This window comes from Yersinia alsatica (genome assembly GCF_902170305.1).
In the GTDB taxonomy this organism is placed as follows: domain Bacteria; phylum Pseudomonadota; class Gammaproteobacteria; order Enterobacterales; family Enterobacteriaceae; genus Yersinia; species Yersinia alsatica.
Genome location: NZ_CABHWW010000038.1, coordinates 171,846 through 196,286 on the forward strand (window position 1 = coordinate 171,846; position 24,441 = coordinate 196,286).

Genomic DNA, 24,441 nt, shown 5'->3' on the forward strand with positions numbered 1-24,441 from the left:
TCGTGCTTGAAGTTGCAGGGGATTCACTCACCCTAATCACTTTACGCTGCTGGTACCACCATACCCTGACGATATTGCAGCCAAGGTAATTTACGGGTGATAACACAATCAGCCGATGCAGTTAAATCGCCAGTGGTGCCGCTTACCTGGAAACCAGGAATTTGGCGCATTTCAGCAAAATGATTCGATAATGTCCAAGCATCAATGCCCATGGCGTACAAACGCACCAGTGAATAATCGTTGGCATATTTAGCGGCTGCTTGCTGCATCAGAGCTGGATTTGACCCTGCCATCAATGGAATATCACTAAATTGAACGCCTTCCATCTCCAGACGGTAATCCGGGCCTGCACCGGCTTGATAGCTACGCGAGCTGGCGAACAGCGCCGGTTTGGTGCGGGTGCTGGTGGCCATATCAATCATCGGCTTAATCAGTGTCAGCTCAGCGGGTGTTGCAATGATATACACCGCATCAATGTTACCACCGGCAGAGGTTGAAACGACGGGCGCATCAACCGGAGGAGCTGGAATAGTCAGGCCCGCAATGGTCACGGATGCTGGGGCCGCAGCCGGAGTATTCGAAACCGCCACTGGCTGACCGGTTAAGCGGATACCTGCACCACTGTTGATGGCTTGTTTCAACTCAGCCGTCGAACCGAAGTTTTGCTGCAATACCGTCTGCCCGCCTTGCTTTTGCCACTCTTCAGCAAAAGCCTTGGCGATGCGGTCACCAAAAGCACCGCGCGGTGTCAGCAACAGCGGCATTCTCTTTTCCTGACTCCACAAATGATGCGCAGCATCGCGGGCTTCATCTTCTGGGGACAGAGCGAAGTAACAGATATTTGGGCTGTTGGTACTGACCTCTGGCTGATTCAGCGCCAGAATATTCAGTGTGCTTGGCGTGGCACTCAGTTGCTCGACTTCGGGCTTCAACAGTGGACCAACAACCAAAGTAGCGCCATCCTGCTGGGCTTGAGCCAACAATGCTGCCACCGGTTGGGTGGTAGTGTCGTAGACTTTCACCTGAGCATTGCTGGTTGCCACCGGTGCCGCGACAGGGGCAGGTGTTGCCACTGGAGCAACATCTGTCACAGGGGCTGTTGTGCCATCGGCAGCCGTGGTTGCTGTTGCATCTGGCGTTACAGGTGCAGCCGGTGTCACCGGAAGACCATTCTGCGCCGCAATAAAGCCTTGCTGGATAGCATCGGCAAAGACTTGTGCTGGGCCACTCAATGGCAGCAGCAGGGCAATCTTCGCGGTAGAGGCTTGGCTGAAGTTACTGATCTGGGTTAATGCTGTTGGCAGGTTTTTGGCTGCCGGATTTTGCGGATAACGGTTTTGCCAATCTTTAATGCCCGCTTTCAGCAGGTCGGGATCTTGCTTGTTATCCTGATACACATGTAGCAAATCCAGCCAGCCTTGCAGGACATTTTCGTCTGCATTAATCACTATGTTGTTCAATTCTTGTGGGGTGAGCTGGGCGAGAGCTTGCCAAGTGCCATCAATATTATCTTGATGTGCTTTATCTTTCAGCAAGGGTTCTTGAGCAATAAATGCCCGAATCAGCGGTAACGTTGCTTTACCCTGATTGGCGGCAATCTGTGCCTGATAGAAACGAACCTGTTGGTTGGCTGAGAGCTGAGTCGCATCCAGCTTGCTAAGAATATCGGCTGCGGCAGGATTATTTTTCTGTGCCACCAATAACTCAGCAGTCAACAATTGCTGTTCCTGGCGCTGGGTATCGCTCAGATTAGCGGGTAGCGTACCGAGCTGTTCTGCTGCCTGAGGGATTTTCCCTTCACGTAACAGGGCACGAATGGCAAGTAATTGCCAGTCAGCCTTGTTATCATCACCGCTCTGTTGCAACTGTTGCAGATAATAGTCAGAGTTAGCGCTTGCCTCATCCTGTATATTTACAGGTGGCGACGTCTGTGGTGCTCTGCTTGAACAAGCTGCCAGTATCAACGCAGCCAGAACAACAGGGACAAGCCCTGCTTTGGAACGAACGAATGTTGAGGAAAGCATACTGTATCCAGTGATGTTTTTTTCAAGATGCTCAATATTAAATCGGTAATTCGGATGAAACAATGAATCAACCAGATCGAGCAGTGATTTCTGCATCTACGCTTTATGTGGTACCTACCCCAATCGGCAATTTAGGGGATATTACCCACCGGGCGTTAGAGGTACTGAAAGGCGTTGATTTGATTGCGGCAGAAGATACACGTCATACAGGGTTGCTGTTACAACATTTCGCGATCAACGCCCGCCTATTTGCACTTCATGACCATAACGAACAACAAAAAGCCGAACATTTGCTGACAAAACTGCAAGAGGGCCAGAGTATTGCACTGGTTTCAGATGCAGGAACGCCACTAATCAACGATCCGGGCTACCATTTAGTGCGCCGTTGCCGTGAAGCTGGCATCAGAGTAGTGCCATTACCGGGTGCTTGTGCGGCGATTACTGCACTGTCTGCCGCCGGTATTGCCTCAGATCGTTTTTGCTACGAAGGCTTCCTGCCAGCGAAAACCAAAGGACGTAAGGATACTCTGCAAGCGCTGATTGAGGAACCTCGAACACTGATCTTCTACGAATCCACACATCGCTTATTGGAAAGTTTACAGGACATGGTAACCGTACTTGGCCCACAACGCTATGTGGTACTGGCCAGAGAGCTAACCAAAACCTGGGAGTCTATTCACGGCGCACCGGTGGGTGAGTTACTGGCTTGGGTTCAAGAAGAAGAAACCCGCCGCCGCGGTGAAATGGTATTAATTGTCGAAGGGCACAAAGTACAGGCCGATGATGCCTTGCCAGCCGCCGCACTGCGTACTTTAGCATTGTTGCAAAAAGAGTTGCCGCTGAAAAAAGCAGCGGCTCTGGCTGCAGAAATTCATGGTGTGAAAAAGAACGCACTCTATAAGTATGCTTTGGAACAAGACCTCCAAGAGCAGAGCGACGACGAAGAAGAAGAGTAAGCGGCTAACACCTGAGGCCGGATAGCCAGCCTCAGGTGAGTTTATCAGCCACGATGGTGCCAGCCATATTGTGGGTGGTACCAACCCCAATTATGCCCTTCACGATAGCGCCACTCATAACCCGGTCCGGGTCTTGGGTAATGCGGCGCCACATAGACGACTCCCGGTGGGATGATGACATCGGGCTCGATGACCACACCCGGTTCGACCACCATTCTTGGTTCCGCATATCGTGCCGGTTCAACGACACAACCACTTAATAATGCAACAGAAAGGAGAGGGATAATAAAACCAATGGAACGTTTCATGGTGGAACTCCCGAGCAAGAATAAAGCACGCCATTATTTTTGCTCTATTGGCAGTAACTATGTTTAATGCTAGTCAATGAATCTTATCTATGCATATGACTTAAAAGAAAATTATTGTAAATTTATTTACAATAAACTTTACATTCATCAAACTGCATTGAAGTGAAAATCAATAATTTTTCGGGCTAAATATTTGTTGTCGGTGAAAGATGACATTTAACTGTAATGTGACTATAATCCGCCGCGGAGTTGACTAGACAGTCGCCGCTTCGCTGCCGTCCCTTTCGGGGGAGACAGGTGAAGGGGAGGAAAGTCCGGGCTCCATAGGGCAGGGTGCCAGGTAACGCCTGGGAGGCGCAAGCCTACGACAAGTGCAACAGAGAGCAAACCGCCGATGGCCCGCGTAAGTGGGATCAGGTAAGGGTGAAAGGGTGCGGTAAGAGCGCACCGCGCGGCTGGCAACAGTCCGTGGCATGGTAAACTCCACCCGGAGCAAGGCCAAATAGGGGTTCACATGGTACGGCCCGTACTGAACCCGGGTAGGCTGCTTGAGCCAGTGAGCGATTGCTGGCCTAGAGGAATGACTGTCCACGACAGAACCCGGCTTACCGGTCAACTCCACTCCTCTTTAAAAACAACGAGTTGGTGTGTCCCGTCTGTATTTCACGTTAAGTGGGATACATGATGGGATACATCAACTTTTGTTCTCTTCCTTATACGCTCCGCCGCAATGGTATTTTCTACCTCTACTTTCGTTTATCGAATAACCGCTTTTTTAAGTCATCTTTGGCATGCACTGAGATAAAAAGGGCGAGATTTCTCACATCCAGACTGATGTTTTTCATTTCATTGCTGAAACTTGGTAGGATAGAAAATAGCCAGTTACAGACGATTGTGAGAAAAATGAGACAGTTAACACAAAGTGATATCGATGAATATCTACTCGAAGTTCAAACTGAAATCTATGACGAAGCCCGTAGGACTAAATTTGAGGCTAACGCAGTTAGATTCAAAGTTGGGGGCTTAGGCCCCAGCTTCCTCTTAGAACACTTCTAGCGAAAGTCTTTCATTGTGAACTTGTAAACTCCTGCTGCGGTGCCGCCACAAATTTCTCCCGTAGTTCCTAGGGTGAAACTACCAACTTCAGTATCTAAGACAGATGGTTAGTGATATTTGAGAAAGATCGGCGCTAGGTTTTGTACTCTATGGAAACGGCTAAGCGGCACTGAATAGCTATTGAAAATGAAAAGCCACTATGAGTGGCTGTTGTTGAGTGATGAAGAAATTACCCGAAATAGCATTTTTTCAAGCATAACTCTTCGTTGAGAGCATACTTGGTTGCCATACCGGGCATCCAGCCTGATGGTATGCCCTGACAAGCTACATATCCTCTTTTTTCAAATTCATTTATAAAATAAAATCTGAACCCTATCTGAAAAATAATAGACGTAAGAAAGCAGAAGACAATAAATCTAGATACAGGCTTTTGGATGGAATCGGGTGCTTGACGACCTAAAAAAATAGGGGGAATAGAAAGAAAGGTAAGAGGGGTAAGTATAAGAAAACACGTAATTCCATATATGATAAAAGATGAGAAAACGATAATGTCAGGAAATGATAAATACTCATTTATGGTATCTAAAGTCAGATATACACCTCCTACGCTTAAAGGTATAACTAAAAATAGCACACCCAAAAACATAGATACTCTTCTTTTTAATGTGAGTTCGTACATTAAAACCACCTAGTATTAAAGTTACTCAATACTTCTTTGATATAGTTTCTGACTTCATACTCAATAACGTCTTTACCTTTATCAAGCATCTTATCTGCATACATTACCCCCAAATCCCAAATCCCAAATCCCCTGTTCCACCTCGCGAGCTTTTTCTACAAATTCTTGCTGTGCACCTTCAATGCACTTAACAACTTGATCTGTAAAACCAAATTTATCATCTAAATAGTTTAAACCAATTGCAGAAACCAACCCAGCGACAACGACTACAACCAAAGGAACTGCAACGGTAGAAACAACGCCTAGAGCGATTGTCCCAATCCCCCAACTAACAGCCGACGCAATACCTATTTTCACCACATCCGTTGCCAAAGAACCGATAAACTCAGCCAGTGACGTGGCATCATTCAATATAAAATCAAGCGTTCGGTAAGCTGCCGCCACATAGAACGTTAATCGTGCACCACTGATAATAGAGTTTTTCAGCCCATATTTGCCGATACCCAAATCAACTACCTTCGGATTTTTTAATGCAAACACCGGTGCGGTTAATACTTTTCTGATACCCGCATAGCCCGTCAGTTTGATTAATTCAGTGCCTTTATGGTTAATGTAGACCGTGGCTCTAATTCCGAAGTCACCCAATCGAGCGATAATCATCGAGGTGGTGACAACATCCTTTCCATTCACACCGTAATTAACCATTACTTGCCCGACATCGGATTGAGTGGTTTCCACCCAAGCTGTTTTCGCGCCTTTCCAGCCCTATTCATTCTACAAAACCCCGCTTCGGCGGGGTTTTTGCTTTGTAGGGCCAAGAGGCTGCTAATCATTACCGAATAGTCTTTCCAAATGATAGCAATCATTATCTAACGTATAATAATAGCAACGCACTTAGGAATAACCCGACTAACCCAATAAATAAAAGATAGAATTTTATTTTTATCCATCGCGTAAATTGGGAGGGGAGGTTCCTTATAAAGTCGTAATGTTCATCGGGGATATTTCTTACAGGCCAAGAATGTTTTTTAAATGTCAGAATTACATGGAAGTATGTGTCTTTTTGAAAAGTAAACATAAAACCCCCATTTCTATAGGGCAAAATAGTTTCTGGTAAAGAACCGAACCTATCCGAGAACAGCTTGCATAACTTTATATGGCTATTCTTTTTAAGAAATGAATAGAAGAATGAAAAGTATATTAAAATTGCCGATAACACAGCAAATAGCAAAATCAGCTGTTTAATTAATTCTTCACTCATTGCTCAAATACCTTATATACTTCATCGCCAACCGCTTCGCCTAATGCTCCACCTGCCTCACCTCCAGCATAACCCATAGCTCCCCCCACAATTAGGCCACATAGTAGAACCCCTGCGCCCAGTGTTTGTGGCCCTATAGCTAGACTACAGGCCCACATCCCTGCAGCGCCACCACCTATTCCTCCCGCAGTACCTAAAGTGAAATTACCCGCTTCGGTATATTTTTTTCTGGTACATTCGTTTTCTCGCCCTACAGAGCAGGCTTCATTAACTTCATTTATTGAGTGTAGAGCGCTGAATCCAATAGCAGCATATCCTGTGTAGCGCATCGCCTTAATGAGTTTTGCAGAACGTTCAATATGGGTTGTGTAGCCTTCAATATCACCAACACCACTCTTACCCCATTCATGCATTATCGATGATGTTGATAGGCCAAGAGCATTTTTAATTTTGGTATATTCACCTAATTTCAAACTTTTCCCAAGAAATCCATTTTTAATGATTTTATCTAGCTCATTAAATAATTGGCGACGCTCAACAAAGAATTGTTCGCCAATTAATGTTCCTCTCGTTAAGTACTGGTTTTTATAGGTGGAATGAATTTTGTTTAAAATTTCTTCGATTTGTTGAAAATATTTACCGGCAGAGTCTGCGGCTAACCCAATGCCTTTATCAGCAATGCTCGAAAAGTTAGCGATTGTTGCATAATGCTTGTGCATGAAATTGGCTTCATCGTCAGTGAGACTGGATAAAGCGTCATCAACCCGTATTTTAGCTTTCTTTAACGATTCAATTTGGTTGGCATCTTGCTTATCTGGATCAACAACTATAACGATAGAGCCAGTTTTTAGGGGGTGGATACCGTTTAGCTGACTGTACAATTCTTTGCTGCCAGTAGGTGGTTGTCTAAACAGCCAATTCCCATAATCGCCAACCGATGAAGGGAGATGCACTACACAGAAGCCAGCATCTACCGCTTCTCTTTTAGTTTCTGTTACTACAGGTTGGGTCGGCGTTACCTGCTTTTTTGCTACTTGAGCGAACTGTTGTGGCTCAGCAACGGTAGAACGTGCTACTGCGACCGTTTGTGGTTGTCGCTCTATTATTGGATCAACCACCTGCCTCGCCATGCCGATAACAACATGATTTGGGCAGTTGCACATCACACGATCACCCGTTGCTACAAACGGTCGGTCTTCCGCCCAGTCTGACACGGTGCCAATAATTTGAAATGTACCCTTACACACCTCACACCACGCAAGATCGCCGGACTGTGCAACGGCTTTCAGACCTTCGAACCACGTCGATGACGCCGACCGAATCTCTCCGTGAGTCGTTTTGTCACCCAAACAAGCTAGCGAACGAGCCATAAACATCCCTTATTTATCCATTTGCCAATATCAATTTGGCAATCTGCCCAAAAGGTAAGGGATAATGATGGATCAGGCAAATAAAAACTGAAATTGTGTTTTATGTGTAGGAAGTGAAATAGGGCAGACAATAGGCCTCCCCCAGCAAGTGAGATACATCGTCGGGCTGCGCTAAGACAATTAGCCTGCTATGATGGGATACAAACCGAGATACACACTAACCTTTAACTACGTGTAAATGCAGCAGGAAACGGTCTTTCATTTGACTAGTTGCCTTACCGGTCAACTCCACTCATTCCATAAAAACCCCGCTTCGGCGGGGTTTTTGCTTTGTAGAATAAGCACGAGAGAATTATTGTTATCTCATTAATTAGAATTATCGCCCCATTTTAAAGATATTTCATACGCTCATGTATGAATTTTAATTTGTCCTCGTATGAATAATCTTAAATTTCATTCCATATTATTTAAAATAAAGCATATCTAATATTAATTATCTTCAATTTTTTGAAAGAAAATCATTTTAAAACATAATTTTGTATTTTCTCATCACCATTAATCGAACGGAATAGTCATTTATCATTAAAAACATTTTTATATTTTTTTAAATTATCGAAATGTATAGTGCTAGCAATAAGGAAAAATCTCTATTTAATTTAAATTCACGTATAGCTAATTTAATCTTATGTCAACGAAGTGTCTATATTTGTCAGTGAATACTTAACTCTATCTGTTTTGTTACAAGCAAATAACAGATTAATAAATATAACTAACCAAACAAAACTATTAAGTTCTACAAATAATAATAATTAGTCTTTTTTGTTAAGAAGTGGTTAATTTAATCAAATTCTGTATTTCTATATCAGAGCAGTCGATTTTAAATAAAAAAATAACTTTTGATTATTTATCACAACATTTAACTTCACCTAGGATTACAATTTTGAGCAATATTATGCCTTCCCGTCGTATGACAACCATTACATGGTTAACAGTTATATTTCAGTGTTTATTTCCACTGAGTATGGCAGTTAACCCGGTTGTTGCTGCTCAGAAAACAGCAACACCACCGCAATCATTCCCACCTTCTGAGGACAATGGGAAAATGTTGGCTGAGCAAGCCAAAATGGCTGGTTCATTGCTGAGTAGCGGCAATGCCGGTAATAGTGCCACAGGTCTGGTACGTTCAAAGGTTATTGGAGAGGCGAATACTTCAGCTCAGCAATGGCTCAATCAGTTTGGTACTGCCCGCGTACAATTAAATCTGGATTCCAATAGCAGCCTCAATGGTAGTGCACTTGATTTGCTGGTTCCTCTTTATGATGACAATAAGAATTTATTATTTACTCAATTAGGAGCCCGCCATCAGGATAAACGGCATACCGCTAATGTGGGGGTAGGTGTTCGTACCATTCAAGGTAATTGGATGTTTGGCGGAAACACCTTCTTTGATAATGATCTGACCGGCCATAATCGGCGTATTGGTGTTGGGGCTGAAATAGCAACCGACTTCCTGAAGTTATCGGCAAACAGCTATTTTGGTATTACTGATTGGCATCAATCTCGAGACTTTGCCGATTATAACGAGCGCCCTGCTAATGGATATGACATCCGGGCTGAAGCTTATTTGCCAGCATATCCGCAATTGGGTAGCAAACTGATGTTTGAGCAATATAAAGGGGATGATGTTGCTCTGTTTGGTAAAGACAATCGGCAAAAGAATCCACATGCAATCACTGCCGGTTTGAATTACACCCCTATTCCATTGTTGACTGTCGGCGCTGAACATCGGGCAGGTAAAGGGAGTAATAATGATTCCAGTATTAACTTCCAACTGAATTATCGTCTGGGAGAGTCTTGGCAGTCTCATATTGATCCTAATGCAGTCGCCGCATCTCGCATGCTGGCGGGGAGCCGATATGATTTAGTTGAACGTAATAATAATATTGTGTTGGATTACCAAAAACAGCAGTTGCTGAACTTGAGTCTGCCACCGCAATTGGCTGGCCCCGAAGGCCATGTCACGCCACTGACCGCACAAGTCACCGCAAAGTATGGTATCAGCCGAATTGACTGGGATACTGCCGCATTGACTGCTGCTGGGGGCGTGGTGACACAAACATCATTAACCACGGTTGCGGTGACTTTCCCTCCTTACCAAGTCGGCGGAAATAATAGCCATGTCATCAGCGCCGTCGCTCGTGATACTCAGGGCAATATCTCCAACCGGGCAGTGACCACCATTGATGTGGCTGGCATGGTCAATAACACCGCAACAGTGGCGATAACACTGTTGGATGACAATGCCTTGGCGGATGGGCTGGCTAACAACCGGGTACAAGTAAAAGTCACCTCGGCCAATGGGGGAGGCGTAGCGAATCAAGTGGTGAATTTTGTTGCCAGCAATGGCGCCAGCATTACCCCTTCTGCCACCACCAATGCGCAAGGGATTGCCACAGCGACTTTAACCAACCTGACCGCAGGGATTAGCTCAGTAACGTCAACTGTGAATGGCAATAGCCACAGTATCGATACTAACTTTGTGGCTAATAGCGGCAGTGCAGTGATTATCGCGGCGAATATGTCGGTGACAACAGACAATGCTGTCGCTAATGGTACAGCCACGAATGCTGTACAAGCTACTGTGACTGACAGCAATAACAACCTGCTGGCGGATGAAGTGGTGACATTCACTGCCACCAATGGTGCGTTAGTCACTACGGTGATTGGCACCACGGGAGCGGACGGTATTGCTACTGCAATGTTGACCAATACTGCGGCAGGAACATCGGCGGTAACGGCTACGCTGAGTAACAGTGCTAATCAAACAGTGAATACCAACTTTGTCGCTGATAGTAGCAATGCGACTATTTCCTCAGCGAATATGACAGTCACCACCAACAATGCTACCGCCAATGGTGTTGCTACCAATGCTGTACGCGCGATTGTGACTGACAGTTATAACAACCGCTTGGCGGATGAAGTCGTCACATTCACGGCGACTAATGGTGCGTTGGTTACCACGGTGATTGGCACCACGGGCGCGGACGGTATTGCTACCGCAACATTGACCAACACCGTGGCGGGAACCTCGTCGGTGACGGCGAAACTGAGTAACAATGCCTCTCGCTCAGTCAACACTACCTTTGTGGCTCAGGTGGCCGCGGTATTGGCTATCGCCGTAGACCAATCTACCACCAAGATTGGCGAGACTATCCAAACGACGGTCACAGCCAGAGATGCCGGTGGGGAGCTTCTCCCTGGGGTGGATGTCTCATTCACCATCGGCAATGTGATCAACCGCCAAGGTAATACTGCAAACAGTGGCACCCTGCAATTTAACGGTACGAATATCACGGCGGCGCGGAAATTCACCACAGGTGCCGATGGTACGGTAACCATTCCAGTGACGGACCCTTCAGGTACTGGTGTTCAGCGAACTATCACTGCAGTATCAGGTACTGCGACGGCTTCTACTGATGTGATTTACACGGTGGTCACCAGCCCGGATACGACGCAGGCCAATATGTGGGGCCATATGGCAGAAACCATCACTGTTGGCGGGAAAACCTTTAAGCGCCCAAGCCTTCATGTAGAAATTGCGGGCGATTTTACTCAAACCATGAGCAATGAAGTGTGGGGAACTTTTGATTATGCTTCAGCCATTGGGCGGGTTTGTGGCAGCCAGGCAAACTTGCCAGTCCGTGCTGATTTAGTTGCGCTTTACAATGCCTACCCATCAAACCAAATCAAGTCTATTTTTGGTTGGCAGACAAGCGGTGCCTACATTTCATCAACAGTATATGGTGCGACCAGCCACTCCAGCATATGGCTGGTTAATGGTAATGGCACTTCTACTGATGACTCAAATAAGAATGACTGGGTAACTTGCCTGCAGTAGATATTTGATGGTCATAACCGGCTGGGCGAATAAAACATATCATTCGTTCAGCCGGATTTAACCTTGTCTGTACCCCATCCTGTAGCTTGCCATCTTATGAATTGCTTCATTCACGCTGAAAACGTAAGGCTTCAATAAGCAGCGAGAATGCGGTGGTATGCTGTCTGCGGCTGGGGTAATAAAGGTAATAACCTGGAAATGGTTCACACCATTCAGTCAAAACTCTAACCAAACTGCCGTTGGCAATTTCAGCACTTACTGAATCCTCTGGTACGAATATCAAACCAAAGCCAATGGTCGCGGCATCAATACGTTGGCGTAAGCTGTTGAACGTTAACTGGCCATCAACTCGAACTTTTAGCTGACGCCCCTCTTTTTCAAACTCCCAAGCATAAAGGCCGCCCATAGTGGGCAAGCGCATATTGATGCAGCGATGGTTTTGTAAATCAGCGGGGGTGGTGGGCACACCATATTTAGCCAAATAAGAGGGCGAGCCAACCGTCGCCATACTCATATCCGGCCCGATTCGCACTGCGACCATATCCTTGGCAACCTGTTCTCCCAAGCGGATCCCCGCATCAAAGCGGCCTGCGACAATGTCGGTTAAGGCGTTATCAACGGTAATTTCTACATTGATATCGGGGTACTCGGCAAGGAATGACTTCAGTACCGGCCAGAGCACGGAATCAACCGCATGTTCGCCGGCGGTAATACGGATGTTCCCTGCGGGGCGATCGCGCATTTCGCTCAGTGCATCTAGCTCATGTTCAATCTCAGCAAAACGTGGCTCAAGGCTATTTGCCAGCCTTTCACCTGCTTGCGTTGGTGCAACACTGCGGGTGGTGCGAGTTAATAAACGCAGTTCAAGACGCTCTTCCAACCCGCGAATAGAGTGGCTTAATGCTGATTGAGAAACCCCCAATTTGGCCGCAGCTTTGGTAAAACTACGTTCTCTGGCAACCATAAGGAATGAAATTAAATCATTAAAGTTCTCTTTTAACATCAGGATTCCTGGCGGTGTAGCGGCGATTAACATCAAGTTTAGCTTAATTTATGAATTAAATTCATATACTCATGCGTATTTATCCATCTAATCCTCGGCTGAAGTATTTGCTACTTTCTCTGTAATCGATATTCAGTTAATGAATGTCATGTAGTGACAGACAGGAGTAGAGCAATGCAAAAACGTACACTCGGTCGCAGCAATCTGACGGTGTCAGCAATTGGTTTAGGGTGCATGGGCATGAGCTTTGGTTATGGCCCGGCAGCAGATAAGCAGGAGATGATTTCACTGCTGCATAAAGCGGTGGATCTGGGGGTGACATTCTTTGATACCGCTGAGGTTTACGGGCCTTATACCAATGAAGAACTGCTCGGCGAGGCGCTGGCACCGCTACGCGATAAAGTGGTGATTGCCACCAAATTTGGCTTTCAGGCCGATCCAAACGGCGGGCCAAAATGGGTAGGTTTAAACAGCCGGCCTGAGCATATCAAAAAGGTGGCGGAAGCTTCACTTAAGCGCCTGAAAACAGAGGTCATTGATCTGTTTTATCAGCATCGGGTTGATCCGAATGTGCCTATCGAAGACGTGGCCGGGGCAGTACAGGACTTAATTAAAGAAGGCAAAGTTAAGCACTTTGGGCTGTCCGAAGCCGGGGCTGCGACTATTCGTCGTGCTCATGCTATTCAGCCAGTAACTGCGTTACAGAGTGAATATTCACTATGGTGGCGCAAACCTGAGCAGGAAATTATTCCTACGCTAGAAGAGTTGGGGATTGGATTGGTGCCTTACAGCCCTCTGGGAAAAGGCTATCTGACCGGCCAATTCAATGAAACCACTCAGTTTGCCAGTGATGATTTTCGCCGTTCATTGCCACGATTCACTCCCGAGGCATTAAAGGCCAATCAGCTGTTGATTACCTTGATTCAGGATGTGGCGCAGCAGAAAGGCGCGACACCGGCGCAAATAGCGCTGGCTTGGTTATTGGCGAAGAAACCGTGGATCGTGCCGATCCCGGGCACTCGTAAACAGGATCGACTGGAAGAGAATATTGCTGCGGCCAATGTTGAGTTGACGGCGGCGGATCTGCAAGAAATGGATAATGCGGCAGCCAAAGTGAAATTAACGGGCGAGCGCTACCCTGAAGCACTGGAAAAACTCACCGGGCTTTGATCTCTCTTTGCCCTATCAGATACCGTCACCAGATGGCGGTATCTGATGTTTGCTTATTTGGCTATCAGCAAAAAATCCCTTGTTGCTGGATTAATGAATTTTACTCATAGCTCCTTGCACATTTTGCTATCTAGTCCTCCCCATTGATTAGCGGTAATTTTTTCCCATCGCAACTAAGCCGAGACTTATCGGGAGGGGAAAACCATGAAATGTTTAGCCACTACGGCACTTTCTTTATCGATGGCAATTTCTGGCGCGGCAATGGCAGAACCGGAGGATGTTCGGACTAGCAAAGCCGCTAGCACAGAGGCGCTGAGCCGAGTTTCTCCGGCTTTGGCTAATTATCAGCGCCAAAAGTTACAAGCGGATCTCTGGCAACGGCCAGCACTCTCACCACGCGATCGCAGCATGATTACCGTCGCGGCCATCATTGCCCGTAATCAGACGGCATTAATGACCGAGCAATTCAATCTGGCATTGGATAACGGCGTTAAGGCCAGTGAGTTGTCGGAAATCATTACACATCTGGCGTTTTATTCCGGTTGGGGGAATGCCATGTCAGCCGTGGCCGCGGCTCAGGATATCTTCCAACAGCGGGGTATTACGGCGGCCTCTTTGCCGACGGCGCAACCTGAGTTGCTGCCACTCAATCAAACGGCCGAGCAGTTGCGCCTCAATGCGGTGGAGCAGTCGGTAGGGAGTCAACAGTTCCCTGGGCTGGTGGCGTATACCACCGATGTACTGTTCCGTGATCTCTGGTTGCGCCCGGCACTGGCACCACGGGATCGTAGCCTAATCACTGTCAGTGCGCTGATTGCCGCAGGGCAGGTGGCACAAGTGACTTTCCACCTGAATAAAGCGATGGACAATGGTTTAACCCAAGAGCAGGCCGCCGAGGTGGTGACTCATCTGGCTTTTTATGTGGGCTGGCCTAATGCCATGTCTGCGGTACCCATGGTTAAAGCCGTTTTTGCCCAGCGAAATACTGATACTCCGGCCAAATCCTAGCTAAGGAATCACGATGAAATTACTCGCAGCGTCTACAGTTATCTTGTCCATGTTGAGTCCGACGGCTTGCGCCGACGTGGAGGAAAAAATGAACATTACCCAAAGTGGTTCCCAACCTTCCCGACCAGGCCCAGAAAATTACTTTACCGGTCAGGTGCGTATTGATGCGCCTTTCCAGGCGACACCTCCTGCTCGTGTCGGGGGCGCGACGGTGACATTTGAGCCCGGCGCTCGTACCGCCTGGCACACACACCCATTGGGGCAGACCTTGATTATCACCCAAGGACGCGGCTGGATTCAGGAGTGGGGCAAAGAGATTAAAGAGATGAATCAGGGCGATATCGTCTGGATCCCTGAGGGGGTTAAGCACTGGCACGGTGCGACACCGGATACCGCGATGACTCACATTGCTATCGCCGAATCGCTCAACGGCAGCCCGGTTGAGTGGCTGGAAAAAGTCAGCGATGAGCAGTATCAGAAGTAAAATATTGGAGGAGTTATGACTCAAGGCATTGAAAATAAAGTGGTAGTTATCGCCGGGGCCAGCAGTGGCCTTGGCGAGGCTCTGGCACGCCGTTTGACAAAGGATGGCGCAAAAGTGGTACTGGGTGCTCGCCGCCTTGACCGGCTAGAAAAACTGGCCGAAGAGTTATCACTGAATAAATCCGCGGTTGTCAAAACGGATGTGACTCATCCCGAGCAAGTTCAGGCGCTGGTGGATACGGCCGTCAGATTGTATGGCCGAATTGACGTGATGGTGAACAATGCGGGATTGATGCCACACTCGTTACTGGAGCGCTGCAAGATTAGCGACTGGAATGCCATGATTGACGTGAACCTCAAAGGGGTTCTTTATGGTATCGCTGCCGCACTTCCTTATATGAAAGATCAGAAAAGTGGGCATATTATCAATACGTCCTCGGTGGCGGGCCATAAAGTCAGGCCGGGCAGTGCCGTGTATGCGGCGACCAAAACTGCGGTTCGTGTGATTTCCGAAGGATTGCGTCAGGAAGTGAAGCCCTACAATATTCGTACGACGATTATTTCTCCCGGAGCCGTCAGTAGCGAGTTGGTCAATAGCATTACTGAAACCGATGTTGCCGCCGGTATTAAACAGTTTTATGACGAAGTCGCCATTTCTGCTGATGCTTTTGCCAGTGTGGTGGCTTTTGCCATCAGTCAGCCGGAGGATGTGGATATCAATGAAGTTTTATTCCGTCCGACTAAACAAGAGCTCTGAAGTTGCAGTAAGTTACCCTCTCTATTCTTGAATATTCAATCTGGCCGTTATGATTTATTGGGTTTAATGTCCTAATACCGGAGATACAACATGACAATCAAAGTTCTCGGTTATGCAGCCAAGTCAGCACAAGCTCCCCTCGCGCCACTCGAATTTACCCGCCGTGAACCGCGCCCGGATGATGTGGTGATGGAGGTGCTCTATTGCGGTGTTTGCCATTCTGACTTGCATCAGGCGCGAAATGATTGGGGATTCAGCACTTATCCGCTGGTTCCCGGCCATGAAGTGGTGGGTCGAGTCACGGCGGTTGGCAAAGATGTCACAAAATTCAAAGTGGGTGATTTTGCCGGGATTGGCTGCATGGTGGATTCTTGCCGCGTGTGCCAACCCTGTCAAAAGGGTTTGGAGCAGTATTGCGAAGAAGGCAATGTGCAAACCTACAATGGTGTTGACCGCCATGACCATACGCCAACCTTTGGGGGCTATTCGCAAGCGATTGTAGCATCACAAGATTTTGTGCTGAAAATGCCGGCTGGATTGGATCTCAAAGCTGCCGCGCCGCTGCTGTGTGCGGGTATCACCACTTGGTCACCGCTGCGCCACTGGAAAGTGGGCAAGGGGAGTAAAGTCGCGGTGGTAGGGCTGGGTGGCTTGGGCCATATGGCATTGAAACTGGCCAATGCGCTGGGGGCGGAAGTCACGCTGTTTACCCGTTCACCCAGTAAAGAAGCTGATGCCCGCCGTTTAGGGGCTCATCACATTGTGTTGTCCACCGAAAGTGCGCAAATGGCGGCAGTAAAAGGGCAGTTCGATTTGATTATCGATACCGTGCCTTATGTGCATGATATTAACCCGTATATGCCGACCTTGAATGTGGATGGCACGCTGGTGTTTGTTGGTTATCTTGGGGATCTTAGCCCGATGATCAATACCATGCCATTGATTCTGGCGCGGCGTTCGGTGGCGGGTTCCTGCATCGGCGGTATTGCTGAAACCCAGGAAATGCTAGATTTTTGCGCTAAACACGGCATTGCTTCAGATATCGAAATGATTAATATTCAGGATATTGAAAAGGCTTATGAGCGGATGCTGAAAAGCGATGTGAAATACCGCTTTGTCATTGATATGGCGTCACTGAAATAGTTAAAAATTAATATTAATCAGGGAGATAAAAAATATTTTATACTCCCTGAGTTTTATCAAGCTGGCAAATCAATCAGTAATGCTCGTAGTGGAGTTTCTGCTTTAATCACTAAATGCCGCTCTTCTTGCACAAAAGCGCCATCGCCGCATGTCAGGCTCTGGGTGTTGCTGTCCTGTGGGCCTTCCACTGCGACAGTCCCGTGAATCGATTGCAGATAAGCCCTTGGGCCATGCAAATCAATCGTATATTGCTCGCCCGCCGCTAAATCCAGATGATGTATCCACACTTGCTGGCGCAGCTTCAAGCTGCCCTGTTCACCGTCAGGGGACGCCAATAATCTTAATGGCTGGCTGCACAGTGACATGCGCTGGGCAGGTTGACTCTCCTGTTCAGGGCATGCATTGAGCCATAGCTGAATACGAGTTAACGGCTTGTCGGTACTCAGATTATGCTCGCTATAGCTGACGCCAGATTGTGTTGAAAATAACAACACATCGCCAGTTTTGCCGCGCACATGGTTACCCAGGCTGTCTCGATACTCCGCTTCACCTTGTAAAATCAGGTTCAGGATATCAACCCGTGGGTAGGTGCGTGGCTGGAATGATGCACCGGGGGCCAGTACTTCCTGATTTAAAACGCGCAGCGAAGCATAACCTAATAATTTCGGGTCAAAATAGTGGCCGAATGAAAAAGTATAACGCGCCTGAAGCCAACCAAAGTCAGCTTGCCCGCACTGTTTTGCTGTTCTGCATGTGATCATGACAATGGCCTCCTGCGGCTTGAAGTATGACGAGCATAATGTGTAAACAAATGGTAAGCGTCTGGACGTCAGATTGTTAGCCAGTTAATCTGGTCGCCATATTCAAATTTCCTGATTGAGAACATGATGGGTAAAGATCGGGCGCTAACGTTAGAAGCATTGAGAGTGATGGATGCCATCGACCGCCGTGGTAGTTTTGCTGCGGCTGCCGATGAATTGGGGCGGGTACCCTCGGCATTGAGTTACACCATGCAAAAGCTTGAAGAAGAGCTGGACGTGGTGCTATTCGATCGTTCCGGGCACCGGACCAAGTTTACCAATGTCGGCCGCATGTTATTGGATCGCGGGCGAGTGCTGCTGGAGGCCGCAGATAAGCTGACCACCGATGCCGAGGCTCTGGCCCGTGGTTGGGAAACCCATATCACCATCGTCAGTGAAGCATTGTCCCCGGCCTGGAAGCTATTCCCTCTGGTTGACAAGCTGGCGTTGAAAGCCAATACGCAGGTTTCTATTTTTACTGAAGTTTTGGCTGGAGCGTGGGAACGGCTGGAGCAGGGGCGGGCGGATATCGTGATTGCGCCAGATATGCATTTTCGCGCCTCATCGGAGATTAACAGCCGCAAACTGTACAAAGTCACCAGTGTTTATGTTGCCAGCCCAGACCATCCCATTCACTTGGAACCAGAGCCTCTTTCGGAGCTAACCCGCGTGAAATACCGCGGTGTGGCTGTTGCCGATACCGCCCGGGAGCGGCCAGTATTAACGGTGCAATTATTGGATAAACAGCAGCGGTTAACTGTCAGCACTATTGAAGATAAGCGGCGGGCGCTCTTAGCCGGTTTAGGTGTAGCGACGATGCCTTATGAGATGGTCGAAAAAGACATTGAAGCTGGGCGTTTGCGGGTTGTTGGGCCGGAATACAGTCGCGAAGCCGATATTATCATGGCGTGGCGTCGCGACAGTATGGGAGAGGCGAAGTCGTGGTGTCTGCGCGAAATCCCTAAGTTATTTGCCAATATGAATAAGTGATCGGCTACTGCGCCTTAGTTCGGCATCTAATTAAGCAAAGCGGATATCTCTACCATGTGGCTCCAGCAGGTCTTGCTGTGGGCCGATGGAGATAATCCCATAAGGATTAATTGTGCCGTGACTGCGGTAGTAATGGTTGCGGATATGAGCAAAATCCACCGTCGCGGCAATGCCCGGCATCTGATAAATATCCCGTAAAAAGCCATATAAATTGAGATAGTCGCTGATACGGCGCTTATCACACTTGAAATGCGTCACATATACCGGGTCAAAACGTACCAGTGTGGTCCATAAGCGCAAGTCAGCTTCTGTTAGTTGGTCGCCGGTCAGATAGCGCTGCTTAGCTAGAATCTGTTCCAGATTATCTAAGGCATCAAACAAGATGGTGACGGCTTCGTCGTAGGCTGCTTGCGTGGTCGCAAAACCGGCTTTATACACGCCATTATTGACCTGATCGTAAACCCACCCATTGATATCATCAATTTCATGGCGCAATGCGGGAGGATAATAATCGCCAGCTTTGGCCCCCACAGCATCAAAAGCGCTATTGAACATGCGAATAATATCGGCTGACTCATTGCTTACAACAGTTTGCTGCTGTTTATCCCATAACACCGGAACCGTCACGCGCCCGCTATAGTGAGGGTCGGCACGGAGATAGAGCTGATAAAGGTAATCGAGTTGATAGAGTGAATCGCCAGTGGCTGCTGGGAAATCATGACCGAACGTCCAGCCATTTTCCAACATCAGTGGATGCACCACCGAAACTGAGATAAGTGATTCCAGCCCTTTCAGAGTGCGCATAAGCAAAGTGCGGTGCGCCCACGGGCAGGCCAGAGAAACATATAAATGGTAACGATGGGCTTCGGCTTTAAAGCCCGCTTTGCCCTGTGGGCCAGCTTGACCATCAGCAGTTACCCAGTTGCGAAACTGTGAGGTGCTGCGCTTGAAATGACCCCCGGTAGATTTTGTGTCGTACCAAGTGTCTTTCCAGATGCCGTCAACAAGTTGCCCCATACAATCCCCTTCGTACTTGAAGTTGCAGCATTGATAGCTGCTCTCACTAGCCCGAATCACTGACCTGAGTCAGCTCATCGGGTTTTTCTCATTTGCTGCCTAGCTGCAATTCCAATGGCTTTGGGTATTTATAGTCGATATAAAAGGACTTACCACTTTTTACCCAGTAGACGGTCGATACTGAAACCGCCTGGGCCGGCGACAGCCAGTACAATAAAACCGCCAGCGATGGTCAGGTTTTTCATGAACATCAGTTGGTTAACGCCATCCGCAAAGTTAGTGTGGAAGATCAAGGCGGTCAAAATGGTGAAACCGGCAGTGAACAGCGCGGTAGTCCGGGTCAGGAAACCAAACAAAATTGCTAAACCGCCGCCAAATTCCAACAAAATAGTCAGTGGCAGGAAGAAGCCCGGGACACCCATTGTTTGCATATATTGTTGGGTACCGGCATAGGCATCACCCATTTTGCCGTAACCGGCAACAATAAACAGAATTGGCATCAGAATGCGTGCTACCAACAGGCCAGTATCTTGTAATTTGTTCATCGACGACTTCTCCAAAAAGTTGTTTGTATTAATGCCTGGCATCTGCGGGCGTTAATAGATAATAAAAATATCTGTATGTGGTTGTCTGTGGAGGTTTTTTCCACAAACGCCCTGAGTTGATGGGAGAATGTTAGTCGAGAAGTTGAGAAGTTGTTAGCAAGTAAAACTGTCGTTTTCCATCAAAAAAACTGAAATGACAGAAAATAAAAGCCTGCTTATAGCGGGAACCCGCAGAGAGCAGGCTGAGTGAAATTCTGCTGGTATTAAATATCAGTGTATAGCGGCGACCGGAACAGTCTTGGTGGGCATTAACGTAGTAAAAAAGTGCTTCTAAACAATCGGATAGTGCCCCATATACTGACAGCTCTACGTGACCAGCGGACTAACTTACTGGGGTGACGGATGCCATACAGCGCTACTATGCTCGAGCCAACCATCAAATATTTTCGCATACCGACGATTTTCGCCCAGCCACGATCATAAGGTGCGGTGACTTCAAGCCAATGCGCGGCGCTGTTAGCGAGATCCAGACGTTGCTGCTGGATCTCCTGTAACAATGCGGCTTTCTCCTGTGCTAATTGACGGCGGCTCAACGCTCTTTCTCCAATAATTCGCGGTCTATTTCCAGTTGCTTACGGGTAGAACCCAGCAAAGTGGAGCGGCGCGCTTTGGCGAGTGTCCAGATGAAACCAATTATCGCCAGTATTAATAGCACTGCCGTTGTCGATCCCAATGCCATTAAACGATAGGCAGGATCAATCGCCCATATCATTAATACTAACAGGCTCATTAAACCGAAAGCAGTGAGTAGCAGAGTAATCCCTGCCATCATCAGCAACTGAATCAGGGTTGCTTTTTCTTCTTCCAGTTCAATCGCGGCCAGACGGACACGGGTTTCAACCATGCCAACGACAATGGTGGCGATGCGCTGAACAGTATCGAGGACCCCTTTGCCGGGGCCCTGAGTTTGAGGAAGTTCAGCCATAATCAGCGGCGAGACAACAGAACGCCTAGCACCACGCCAACTGCGGCACCGATACCCACGCCATGCCACGGATTGTCATGGACATAATTGTCGGCTTTATCAGCAATTTCTTTGGTTTGGGCAGCGATTCTATCGCTAGTTTCACTCAGACGCTCGCGGGTGTCTTTCAACGCGCTTTCTGCCTTAGCCCGCAGCTTATCGAGCTCAGCTTTCGGCTTATCGGTCGAAGATTGCAATACTTCTTCCAAAGTATCCGCCAGGGACTTAAGTTCGGCGCGTAAATGTTCAGAGGTTTTATCTTGTGGCATGTAATAGCTCCTTAACATAGCTGAGGTGAATACCTAATCTAGTGAATTTCTCTGGTAGTTGATAGGTTAATAATCCTAATAAATTCCAAATAATTCACTGTTTGTGTATTTAACTGTATTTAAATATGGAGTCGCTACTTTTGCGCCTGAGCTTGTTTTAGCTCAGCTTGTGCTTGCGTTAATTTCTTCTGTTGCTTGGCAATTTTGTCAGCATCACCTTTTTGCTGAGCCTCTTTTAGCTCTTGTTTCCGCTCAGTGACTTTGCGCTGCTTTTCTTTGATTTTTTCCTGCCGCTCAGCTTTCAGGCTTTCAACAGTGCAATTATTTTTCACTTCTTTCAAGGCTGTTTCAAGACCTGCGGCGCGGCGGGTGTTGCCATGTTGTTTGGCATAATCAATCTGCTGTTGGATTTCTTTGGCTTTGGTGTCGCATTCATTCGTCTGGGCAACACTACCAAACGCGATAACAGGTAACACCAACAGGAGAAAGGCCCGTAGCGAAAAAACGGTACGTAACAACATAGTATTGCTTCCTTTTACAGCAAGAATCAGGGTGAAATAGGCTGCCGTGAATGACTAAGCATAGCGCTGAATGATGTGATACCCAAGTTTACTACGGGATTTTTTATAGATTAATCATATATCAGCAGAATAAAAGGGTAATAAAGAAAGGATGAATGCGGGAAGTTAACTCCCCGCAATGGAAATTACCCTACGTTTTGTAGGTTATTTCTGAACGCCGGCAATAAGCGCTGACGTTTTTTTGACTCGCTCGAGACAATAACATAGCCACTTGGCAGGATATCCTGCAAAACTTCAATGGCTTCTGTTTGTTGCTCCGGAGACTCCAGGCTCACCACCAGACTGTTATTCTCTGGGGTGATGCTTTTGATGCGAATCCCACGTTGGTCGAGATGTTGATAGAGATAAAACCCATCGGGTAAAGACAGCCCCTGCTGATTAGGTCGAATTTTCAGGGCACTTTCTGTGCGCATGATGATCGGCGTAAACAACAGCGCTGCCAGCAACAAAACCGTAACTGGCAGAATAAGATAGTGCCAGACCGGGCGGCCAAAACGGCCCCTGAGGTTGATCACTCTGGCTTACCTTTGTTTTTGTCTTCAACCGGGGCTGCGTTTTTCTTGCGCCAAAGCACATATAAAGAACCAAACAGGCCGATCACCAAGAGTGCCAAAGGCAGCAACATTAAGACGAACATGACTTCATCTTCGTATTTCAGGAATACTGGGGTCTTACCAAAGGCAAAGCCCATGGTGGTCAGGATCAAGACCCACAGCAGGCCACTCATCCAGTTGAAGAATTGAAAACGGGCATTGCTCAGGCCGGAAAGCCCAGCAATTGTTGGTAACAAGGTGCGCACGAATGCCAGGAAACGGCCAACTAACAACGCGGATAACCCGTGGCGATGGAACAGGTTATGGGCGCGTTGATGGTAATGAGCTGGCAGATGGGATAGCCACCCCTGCACGATTTTTGTATTCCCCAGCCATCGCCCCTGAATATAACTGACCCAGCACCCAAGACTGGCTGCGGTGGTTAATACCACCAGTGTTATCGGGAAACTCATGGCACCTTTTGCAATCAGCACGCCAACTAAAATCAGCAAGCTATCGCCAGGTAAAAAGGCTGCTGGAAGCAAGCCATTTTCCAGAAAAAGTATCACAAACAGCAGGATGTAAATGGCCCAGACCAGAGATGGGTTCGCCAGCGTCTCATAGTCTTGTGCCCATAAAGCATGTAAGAGTTCTTTCATGATATCCATCTGGTATTCCTAAAACGTCATTGTTTGTTGTATGCATCGTTATGGATATAAACACGATTATAACGGTATCTGATGGTTTTTCGTGTTTAAGCGATGGTTTTGATAAAGGTACCAACAGGCACGTAGAACAAACCAATTCGCTGATATCTAGCAGTAAATTTACTTCTTGTTGCGTGACTTCAGCAATGACTCAACCAAGAAGTTCTCATGCCAAACGGTGGTAGGTAAGCATCCCGCTATATTGAGTATTACTCTCTTTCCAGCCACCCACACGATTTTGCTGTGCCGATACATGGAATATCCAGTTGGAGTACTTCAGCAGTGGCAATGATTGCCGCGGCTGTTTGTAGATTTCATCCGCCCTGCTACTGCGAGACATTGCCAGATGGGGGTTACCAAGCCAGTTGTTATTGGCGAGGGAAGGATTAGCAGAACCGCTAAAGTTTGTCGCACCCAGTCGGTTTTTTATGGCGGTCTTTTTGACGGGGACACCCATCAGACGCAATTGCGAATAGAGGCTTTTCTTTTGTAGATGCAGGTATGACGAAAACCCATTTACGGATGACGATGTGTGGCTGGAATAGTGGCAGTCAAGCGCAGATAAGGTTACGGGTGAATGCGTAGGCGATAGCAGGCTGCCGGAAACGGAACCGACCCAGCACGACACTGCAATAAACAGAGCAAACAACCAGCGCATGTATTTGCGTTTCGCTCCCCAAGCATACAAATAAAAAAGTGCTGCCACTTTAGCAAAATAGCGAGATATGAAACAGGGAAATATAGCGGCTAATTGAGTGTTTTTTAAGCGGTAGTTTAAAAAAAGGCCTAATGCTGACATTTGCTGACAGAAGCCAACATTTACTGACCACAACGCGGCATAAATTTGCAGGGAAGAGAA

At 47.4% G+C, this 24,441-nt stretch carries 24 protein-coding genes and 1 other RNA gene; 9 read left to right on the forward strand and 16 right to left on the reverse strand.

The annotated features are described in order from the left end of the window. Positions 1 to 41 precede the first annotated feature (41 nt). Positions 42 to 2,024, reverse strand: a complete 1,983-nt coding sequence (locus tag FTA96_RS22160; RefSeq protein WP_050134149.1) for a penicillin-binding protein activator — start codon at positions 2,022 to 2,024, stop codon at positions 42 to 44. Positions 2,025 to 2,086: 62 nt separating this feature from the next. On the opposite strand from FTA96_RS22160, the gene rsmI reads away from it, so the two are divergent. Continuing rightward, entirely contained in the window at positions 2,087 to 2,980 is an 894-nt protein-coding gene (gene rsmI / locus FTA96_RS22165) for a 16S rRNA (cytidine(1402)-2'-O)-methyltransferase (protein WP_050134151.1), read from the forward strand. 44 nt (positions 2,981 to 3,024) lie between these two features. Here the strand turns inward: rsmI and FTA96_RS22170 are convergent, their stop codons facing one another. Beyond that, positions 3,025 to 3,288, reverse strand: coding sequence for a hypothetical protein (locus tag FTA96_RS22170; RefSeq protein ID WP_072077427.1), 264 nt, complete (start codon positions 3,286 to 3,288; stop codon positions 3,025 to 3,027). A gap of 245 nt (positions 3,289 to 3,533) precedes the next feature. On the opposite strand from FTA96_RS22170, the gene rnpB reads away from it, so the two are divergent. Next, an RNA gene (gene rnpB / locus FTA96_RS22175) (RNase P RNA component class A) lies at positions 3,534 to 3,912 on the forward strand. Between the two features lie 661 nt (positions 3,913 to 4,573). Here rnpB and FTA96_RS22185 read toward each other — a convergent pair. The 3 genes from FTA96_RS22185 to FTA96_RS22195 all read right to left on the reverse strand — a co-directional run bounded on the left by FTA96_RS22185 (position 4,574) and on the right by FTA96_RS22195 (position 7,654). Beyond that, on the reverse strand, positions 4,574 to 5,023 hold the full coding sequence (locus tag FTA96_RS22185; protein ID WP_050123246.1) for a hypothetical protein: 450 nt from the start codon (positions 5,021 to 5,023) through the stop codon (positions 4,574 to 4,576). Positions 5,024 to 5,113: 90 nt separating this feature from the next. Beyond that, positions 5,114 to 5,761, reverse strand: a complete 648-nt coding sequence (locus FTA96_RS23630) for a hypothetical protein (protein ID WP_235897564.1) — start codon at positions 5,759 to 5,761, stop codon at positions 5,114 to 5,116. 519 nt (positions 5,762 to 6,280) lie between these two features. Beyond that, a complete protein-coding gene (locus FTA96_RS22195) occupies positions 6,281 to 7,654 on the reverse strand; it encodes a PAAR domain-containing protein (RefSeq protein WP_050145790.1) in 1,374 nt (457 codons plus the stop codon). A gap of 1,021 nt (positions 7,655 to 8,675) precedes the next feature. Here FTA96_RS22195 and FTA96_RS22200 point away from each other — a divergent pair. Beyond that, positions 8,676 to 11,552, forward strand: a complete 2,877-nt coding sequence (locus tag FTA96_RS22200; RefSeq protein ID WP_186372914.1) for an inverse autotransporter beta domain-containing protein — start codon at positions 8,676 to 8,678, stop codon at positions 11,550 to 11,552. Positions 11,553 to 11,658: 106 nt separating this feature from the next. Here FTA96_RS22200 and FTA96_RS22205 read toward each other — a convergent pair whose 3' ends face one another. Beyond that, complete coding sequence (locus FTA96_RS22205; RefSeq protein WP_050110367.1) at positions 11,659 to 12,555, reverse strand: LysR family transcriptional regulator; 897 nt, start codon at positions 12,553 to 12,555, stop codon at positions 11,659 to 11,661. A gap of 174 nt (positions 12,556 to 12,729) precedes the next feature. Here FTA96_RS22205 and FTA96_RS22210 point away from each other — a divergent pair, with 174 nt between their 5' ends. The 5 genes from FTA96_RS22210 (at position 12,730) to FTA96_RS22230 (ending at position 17,116) form a co-directional block, all read left to right on the forward strand. Further along, positions 12,730 to 13,725 (forward strand): aldo/keto reductase, encoded by a 996-nt coding sequence (locus tag FTA96_RS22210; RefSeq protein ID WP_145574898.1) that lies wholly within the window; start codon positions 12,730 to 12,732, stop codon positions 13,723 to 13,725. Between the two features lie 204 nt (positions 13,726 to 13,929). Continuing rightward, positions 13,930 to 14,733 carry a carboxymuconolactone decarboxylase family protein gene (locus FTA96_RS22215; protein WP_050134156.1) on the forward strand — a complete coding sequence of 268 codons (804 nt, stop codon included), beginning with the start codon at positions 13,930 to 13,932 and terminating at the stop codon, positions 14,731 to 14,733. A gap of 13 nt (positions 14,734 to 14,746) precedes the next feature. After that, the gene (locus FTA96_RS22220; RefSeq protein ID WP_186372915.1) at positions 14,747 to 15,217 is read left to right on the forward strand and encodes a (R)-mandelonitrile lyase; all 471 of its coding nucleotides are present in this window, start codon (positions 14,747 to 14,749) and stop codon (positions 15,215 to 15,217) included. A gap of 15 nt (positions 15,218 to 15,232) precedes the next feature. Then, positions 15,233 to 15,973: an SDR family oxidoreductase gene (locus FTA96_RS22225; RefSeq protein ID WP_050110364.1), complete on the forward strand. Its 741-nt coding sequence runs from the start codon at positions 15,233 to 15,235 to the stop codon at positions 15,971 to 15,973. A gap of 90 nt (positions 15,974 to 16,063) precedes the next feature. Further along, positions 16,064 to 17,116, forward strand: a complete 1,053-nt coding sequence (locus tag FTA96_RS22230) for an NAD(P)-dependent alcohol dehydrogenase (protein WP_050123256.1) — start codon at positions 16,064 to 16,066, stop codon at positions 17,114 to 17,116. A 56-nt stretch (positions 17,117 to 17,172) separates the two neighbouring features. Here the strand turns inward: FTA96_RS22230 and FTA96_RS22235 are convergent, their stop codons facing one another. Next, positions 17,173 to 17,877 carry a pirin family protein gene (locus FTA96_RS22235; protein ID WP_050134159.1) on the reverse strand — a complete coding sequence of 235 codons (705 nt, stop codon included), beginning with the start codon at positions 17,875 to 17,877 and terminating at the stop codon, positions 17,173 to 17,175. Positions 17,878 to 18,003: 126 nt separating this feature from the next. On the opposite strand from FTA96_RS22235, the gene FTA96_RS22240 reads away from it, so the two are divergent. Further along, complete coding sequence (locus FTA96_RS22240; RefSeq protein WP_004709860.1) at positions 18,004 to 18,906, forward strand: LysR family transcriptional regulator; 903 nt, start codon at positions 18,004 to 18,006, stop codon at positions 18,904 to 18,906. Between the two features lie 30 nt (positions 18,907 to 18,936). Here FTA96_RS22240 and FTA96_RS22245 read toward each other — a convergent pair whose 3' ends face one another. From FTA96_RS22245 to FTA96_RS22285, 9 genes are all read right to left on the reverse strand, one after another. Continuing rightward, on the reverse strand, positions 18,937 to 19,923 hold the full coding sequence (locus FTA96_RS22245; protein ID WP_134957286.1) for a glutathione S-transferase family protein: 987 nt from the start codon (positions 19,921 to 19,923) through the stop codon (positions 18,937 to 18,939). A gap of 149 nt (positions 19,924 to 20,072) precedes the next feature. Beyond that, entirely contained in the window at positions 20,073 to 20,468 is a 396-nt protein-coding gene (locus tag FTA96_RS22250; protein WP_050123259.1) for a DoxX family protein, read from the reverse strand. Positions 20,469 to 20,776: 308 nt separating this feature from the next. After that, complete coding sequence (locus FTA96_RS22255) at positions 20,777 to 21,061, reverse strand: YqjK-like family protein (protein WP_050110359.1); 285 nt, start codon at positions 21,059 to 21,061, stop codon at positions 20,777 to 20,779. Continuing rightward, positions 21,058 to 21,453, reverse strand: coding sequence for a phage holin family protein (locus FTA96_RS22260; protein WP_050123265.1), 396 nt, complete (start codon positions 21,451 to 21,453; stop codon positions 21,058 to 21,060). The genes FTA96_RS22255 and FTA96_RS22260 overlap by 4 nt, the downstream gene beginning before the upstream one ends. Positions 21,454 to 21,455: 2 nt before the next feature. Continuing rightward, on the reverse strand, positions 21,456 to 21,761 hold the full coding sequence (locus FTA96_RS22265) for a DUF883 family protein (protein ID WP_050110357.1): 306 nt from the start codon (positions 21,759 to 21,761) through the stop codon (positions 21,456 to 21,458). 134 nt (positions 21,762 to 21,895) lie between these two features. Next, complete coding sequence (locus tag FTA96_RS22270) at positions 21,896 to 22,282, reverse strand: DUF1090 domain-containing protein (protein WP_050110356.1); 387 nt, start codon at positions 22,280 to 22,282, stop codon at positions 21,896 to 21,898. Positions 22,283 to 22,467: 185 nt separating this feature from the next. Further along, positions 22,468 to 22,857: an EnvZ/OmpR regulon moderator MzrA gene (gene mzrA / locus FTA96_RS22275; protein ID WP_050110355.1), complete on the reverse strand. Its 390-nt coding sequence runs from the start codon at positions 22,855 to 22,857 to the stop codon at positions 22,468 to 22,470. After that, entirely contained in the window at positions 22,854 to 23,543 is a 690-nt protein-coding gene (locus FTA96_RS22280; RefSeq protein ID WP_050110354.1) for a DedA family protein, read from the reverse strand. Before FTA96_RS22280 ends, mzrA begins: the two co-directional genes overlap by 4 nt. Positions 23,544 to 23,748: 205 nt before the next feature. Further along, positions 23,749 to 24,240: a hypothetical protein gene (locus FTA96_RS22285; RefSeq protein WP_145574901.1), complete on the reverse strand. Its 492-nt coding sequence runs from the start codon at positions 24,238 to 24,240 to the stop codon at positions 23,749 to 23,751. Positions 24,241 to 24,441: the final 201 nt, after the last annotated feature.

Excerpts from the sequence above, each read along its gene's own strand:
- FTA96_RS22160 (WP_050134149.1), bottom strand. The coding sequence starts at position 2,024 with ATGCTTTCCTCAACATTCGTTCGTTCCAAAGCAGGGCTTGTCCCTGTT.
- rsmI (WP_050134151.1), top strand. The coding sequence starts at position 2,087 with ATGAATCAACCAGATCGAGCAGTGATTTCTGCATCTACGCTTTATGTG.
- FTA96_RS22170 (WP_072077427.1), bottom strand. The coding sequence starts at position 3,288 with ATGAAACGTTCCATTGGTTTTATTATCCCTCTCCTTTCTGTTGCATTA.
- FTA96_RS22185 (WP_050123246.1), bottom strand. The coding sequence starts at position 5,023 with ATGTACGAACTCACATTAAAAAGAAGAGTATCTATGTTTTTGGGTGTG.
- FTA96_RS22195 (WP_050145790.1), bottom strand. The coding sequence starts at position 7,654 with ATGGCTCGTTCGCTAGCTTGTTTGGGTGACAAAACGACTCACGGAGAG.
- FTA96_RS22200 (WP_186372914.1), top strand. The coding sequence starts at position 8,676 with ATGGCAGTTAACCCGGTTGTTGCTGCTCAGAAAACAGCAACACCACCG.
- FTA96_RS22205 (WP_050110367.1), bottom strand. The coding sequence starts at position 12,555 with ATGTTAAAAGAGAACTTTAATGATTTAATTTCATTCCTTATGGTTGCC.
- FTA96_RS22210 (WP_145574898.1), top strand. The coding sequence starts at position 12,730 with ATGCAAAAACGTACACTCGGTCGCAGCAATCTGACGGTGTCAGCAATT.
- FTA96_RS22215 (WP_050134156.1), top strand. The coding sequence starts at position 13,930 with ATGAAATGTTTAGCCACTACGGCACTTTCTTTATCGATGGCAATTTCT.
- FTA96_RS22220 (WP_186372915.1), top strand. The coding sequence starts at position 14,747 with ATGAAATTACTCGCAGCGTCTACAGTTATCTTGTCCATGTTGAGTCCG.
- FTA96_RS22225 (WP_050110364.1), top strand. The coding sequence starts at position 15,233 with ATGACTCAAGGCATTGAAAATAAAGTGGTAGTTATCGCCGGGGCCAGC.
- FTA96_RS22230 (WP_050123256.1), top strand. The coding sequence starts at position 16,064 with ATGACAATCAAAGTTCTCGGTTATGCAGCCAAGTCAGCACAAGCTCCC.
- FTA96_RS22235 (WP_050134159.1), bottom strand. The coding sequence starts at position 17,877 with ATGATCACATGCAGAACAGCAAAACAGTGCGGGCAAGCTGACTTTGGT.
- FTA96_RS22240 (WP_004709860.1), top strand. The coding sequence starts at position 18,004 with ATGGGTAAAGATCGGGCGCTAACGTTAGAAGCATTGAGAGTGATGGAT.
- FTA96_RS22245 (WP_134957286.1), bottom strand. The coding sequence starts at position 19,923 with ATGGGGCAACTTGTTGACGGCATCTGGAAAGACACTTGGTACGACACA.
- FTA96_RS22250 (WP_050123259.1), bottom strand. The coding sequence starts at position 20,468 with ATGAACAAATTACAAGATACTGGCCTGTTGGTAGCACGCATTCTGATG.
- FTA96_RS22260 (WP_050123265.1), bottom strand. The coding sequence starts at position 21,453 with ATGGCTGAACTTCCTCAAACTCAGGGCCCCGGCAAAGGGGTCCTCGAT.
- FTA96_RS22265 (WP_050110357.1), bottom strand. The coding sequence starts at position 21,761 with ATGCCACAAGATAAAACCTCTGAACATTTACGCGCCGAACTTAAGTCC.
- FTA96_RS22270 (WP_050110356.1), bottom strand. The coding sequence starts at position 22,282 with ATGTTGTTACGTACCGTTTTTTCGCTACGGGCCTTTCTCCTGTTGGTG.
- FTA96_RS22280 (WP_050110354.1), bottom strand. The coding sequence starts at position 23,543 with ATGGATATCATGAAAGAACTCTTACATGCTTTATGGGCACAAGACTAT.
- FTA96_RS22285 (WP_145574901.1), bottom strand. The coding sequence starts at position 24,240 with ATGCGCTGGTTGTTTGCTCTGTTTATTGCAGTGTCGTGCTGGGTCGGT.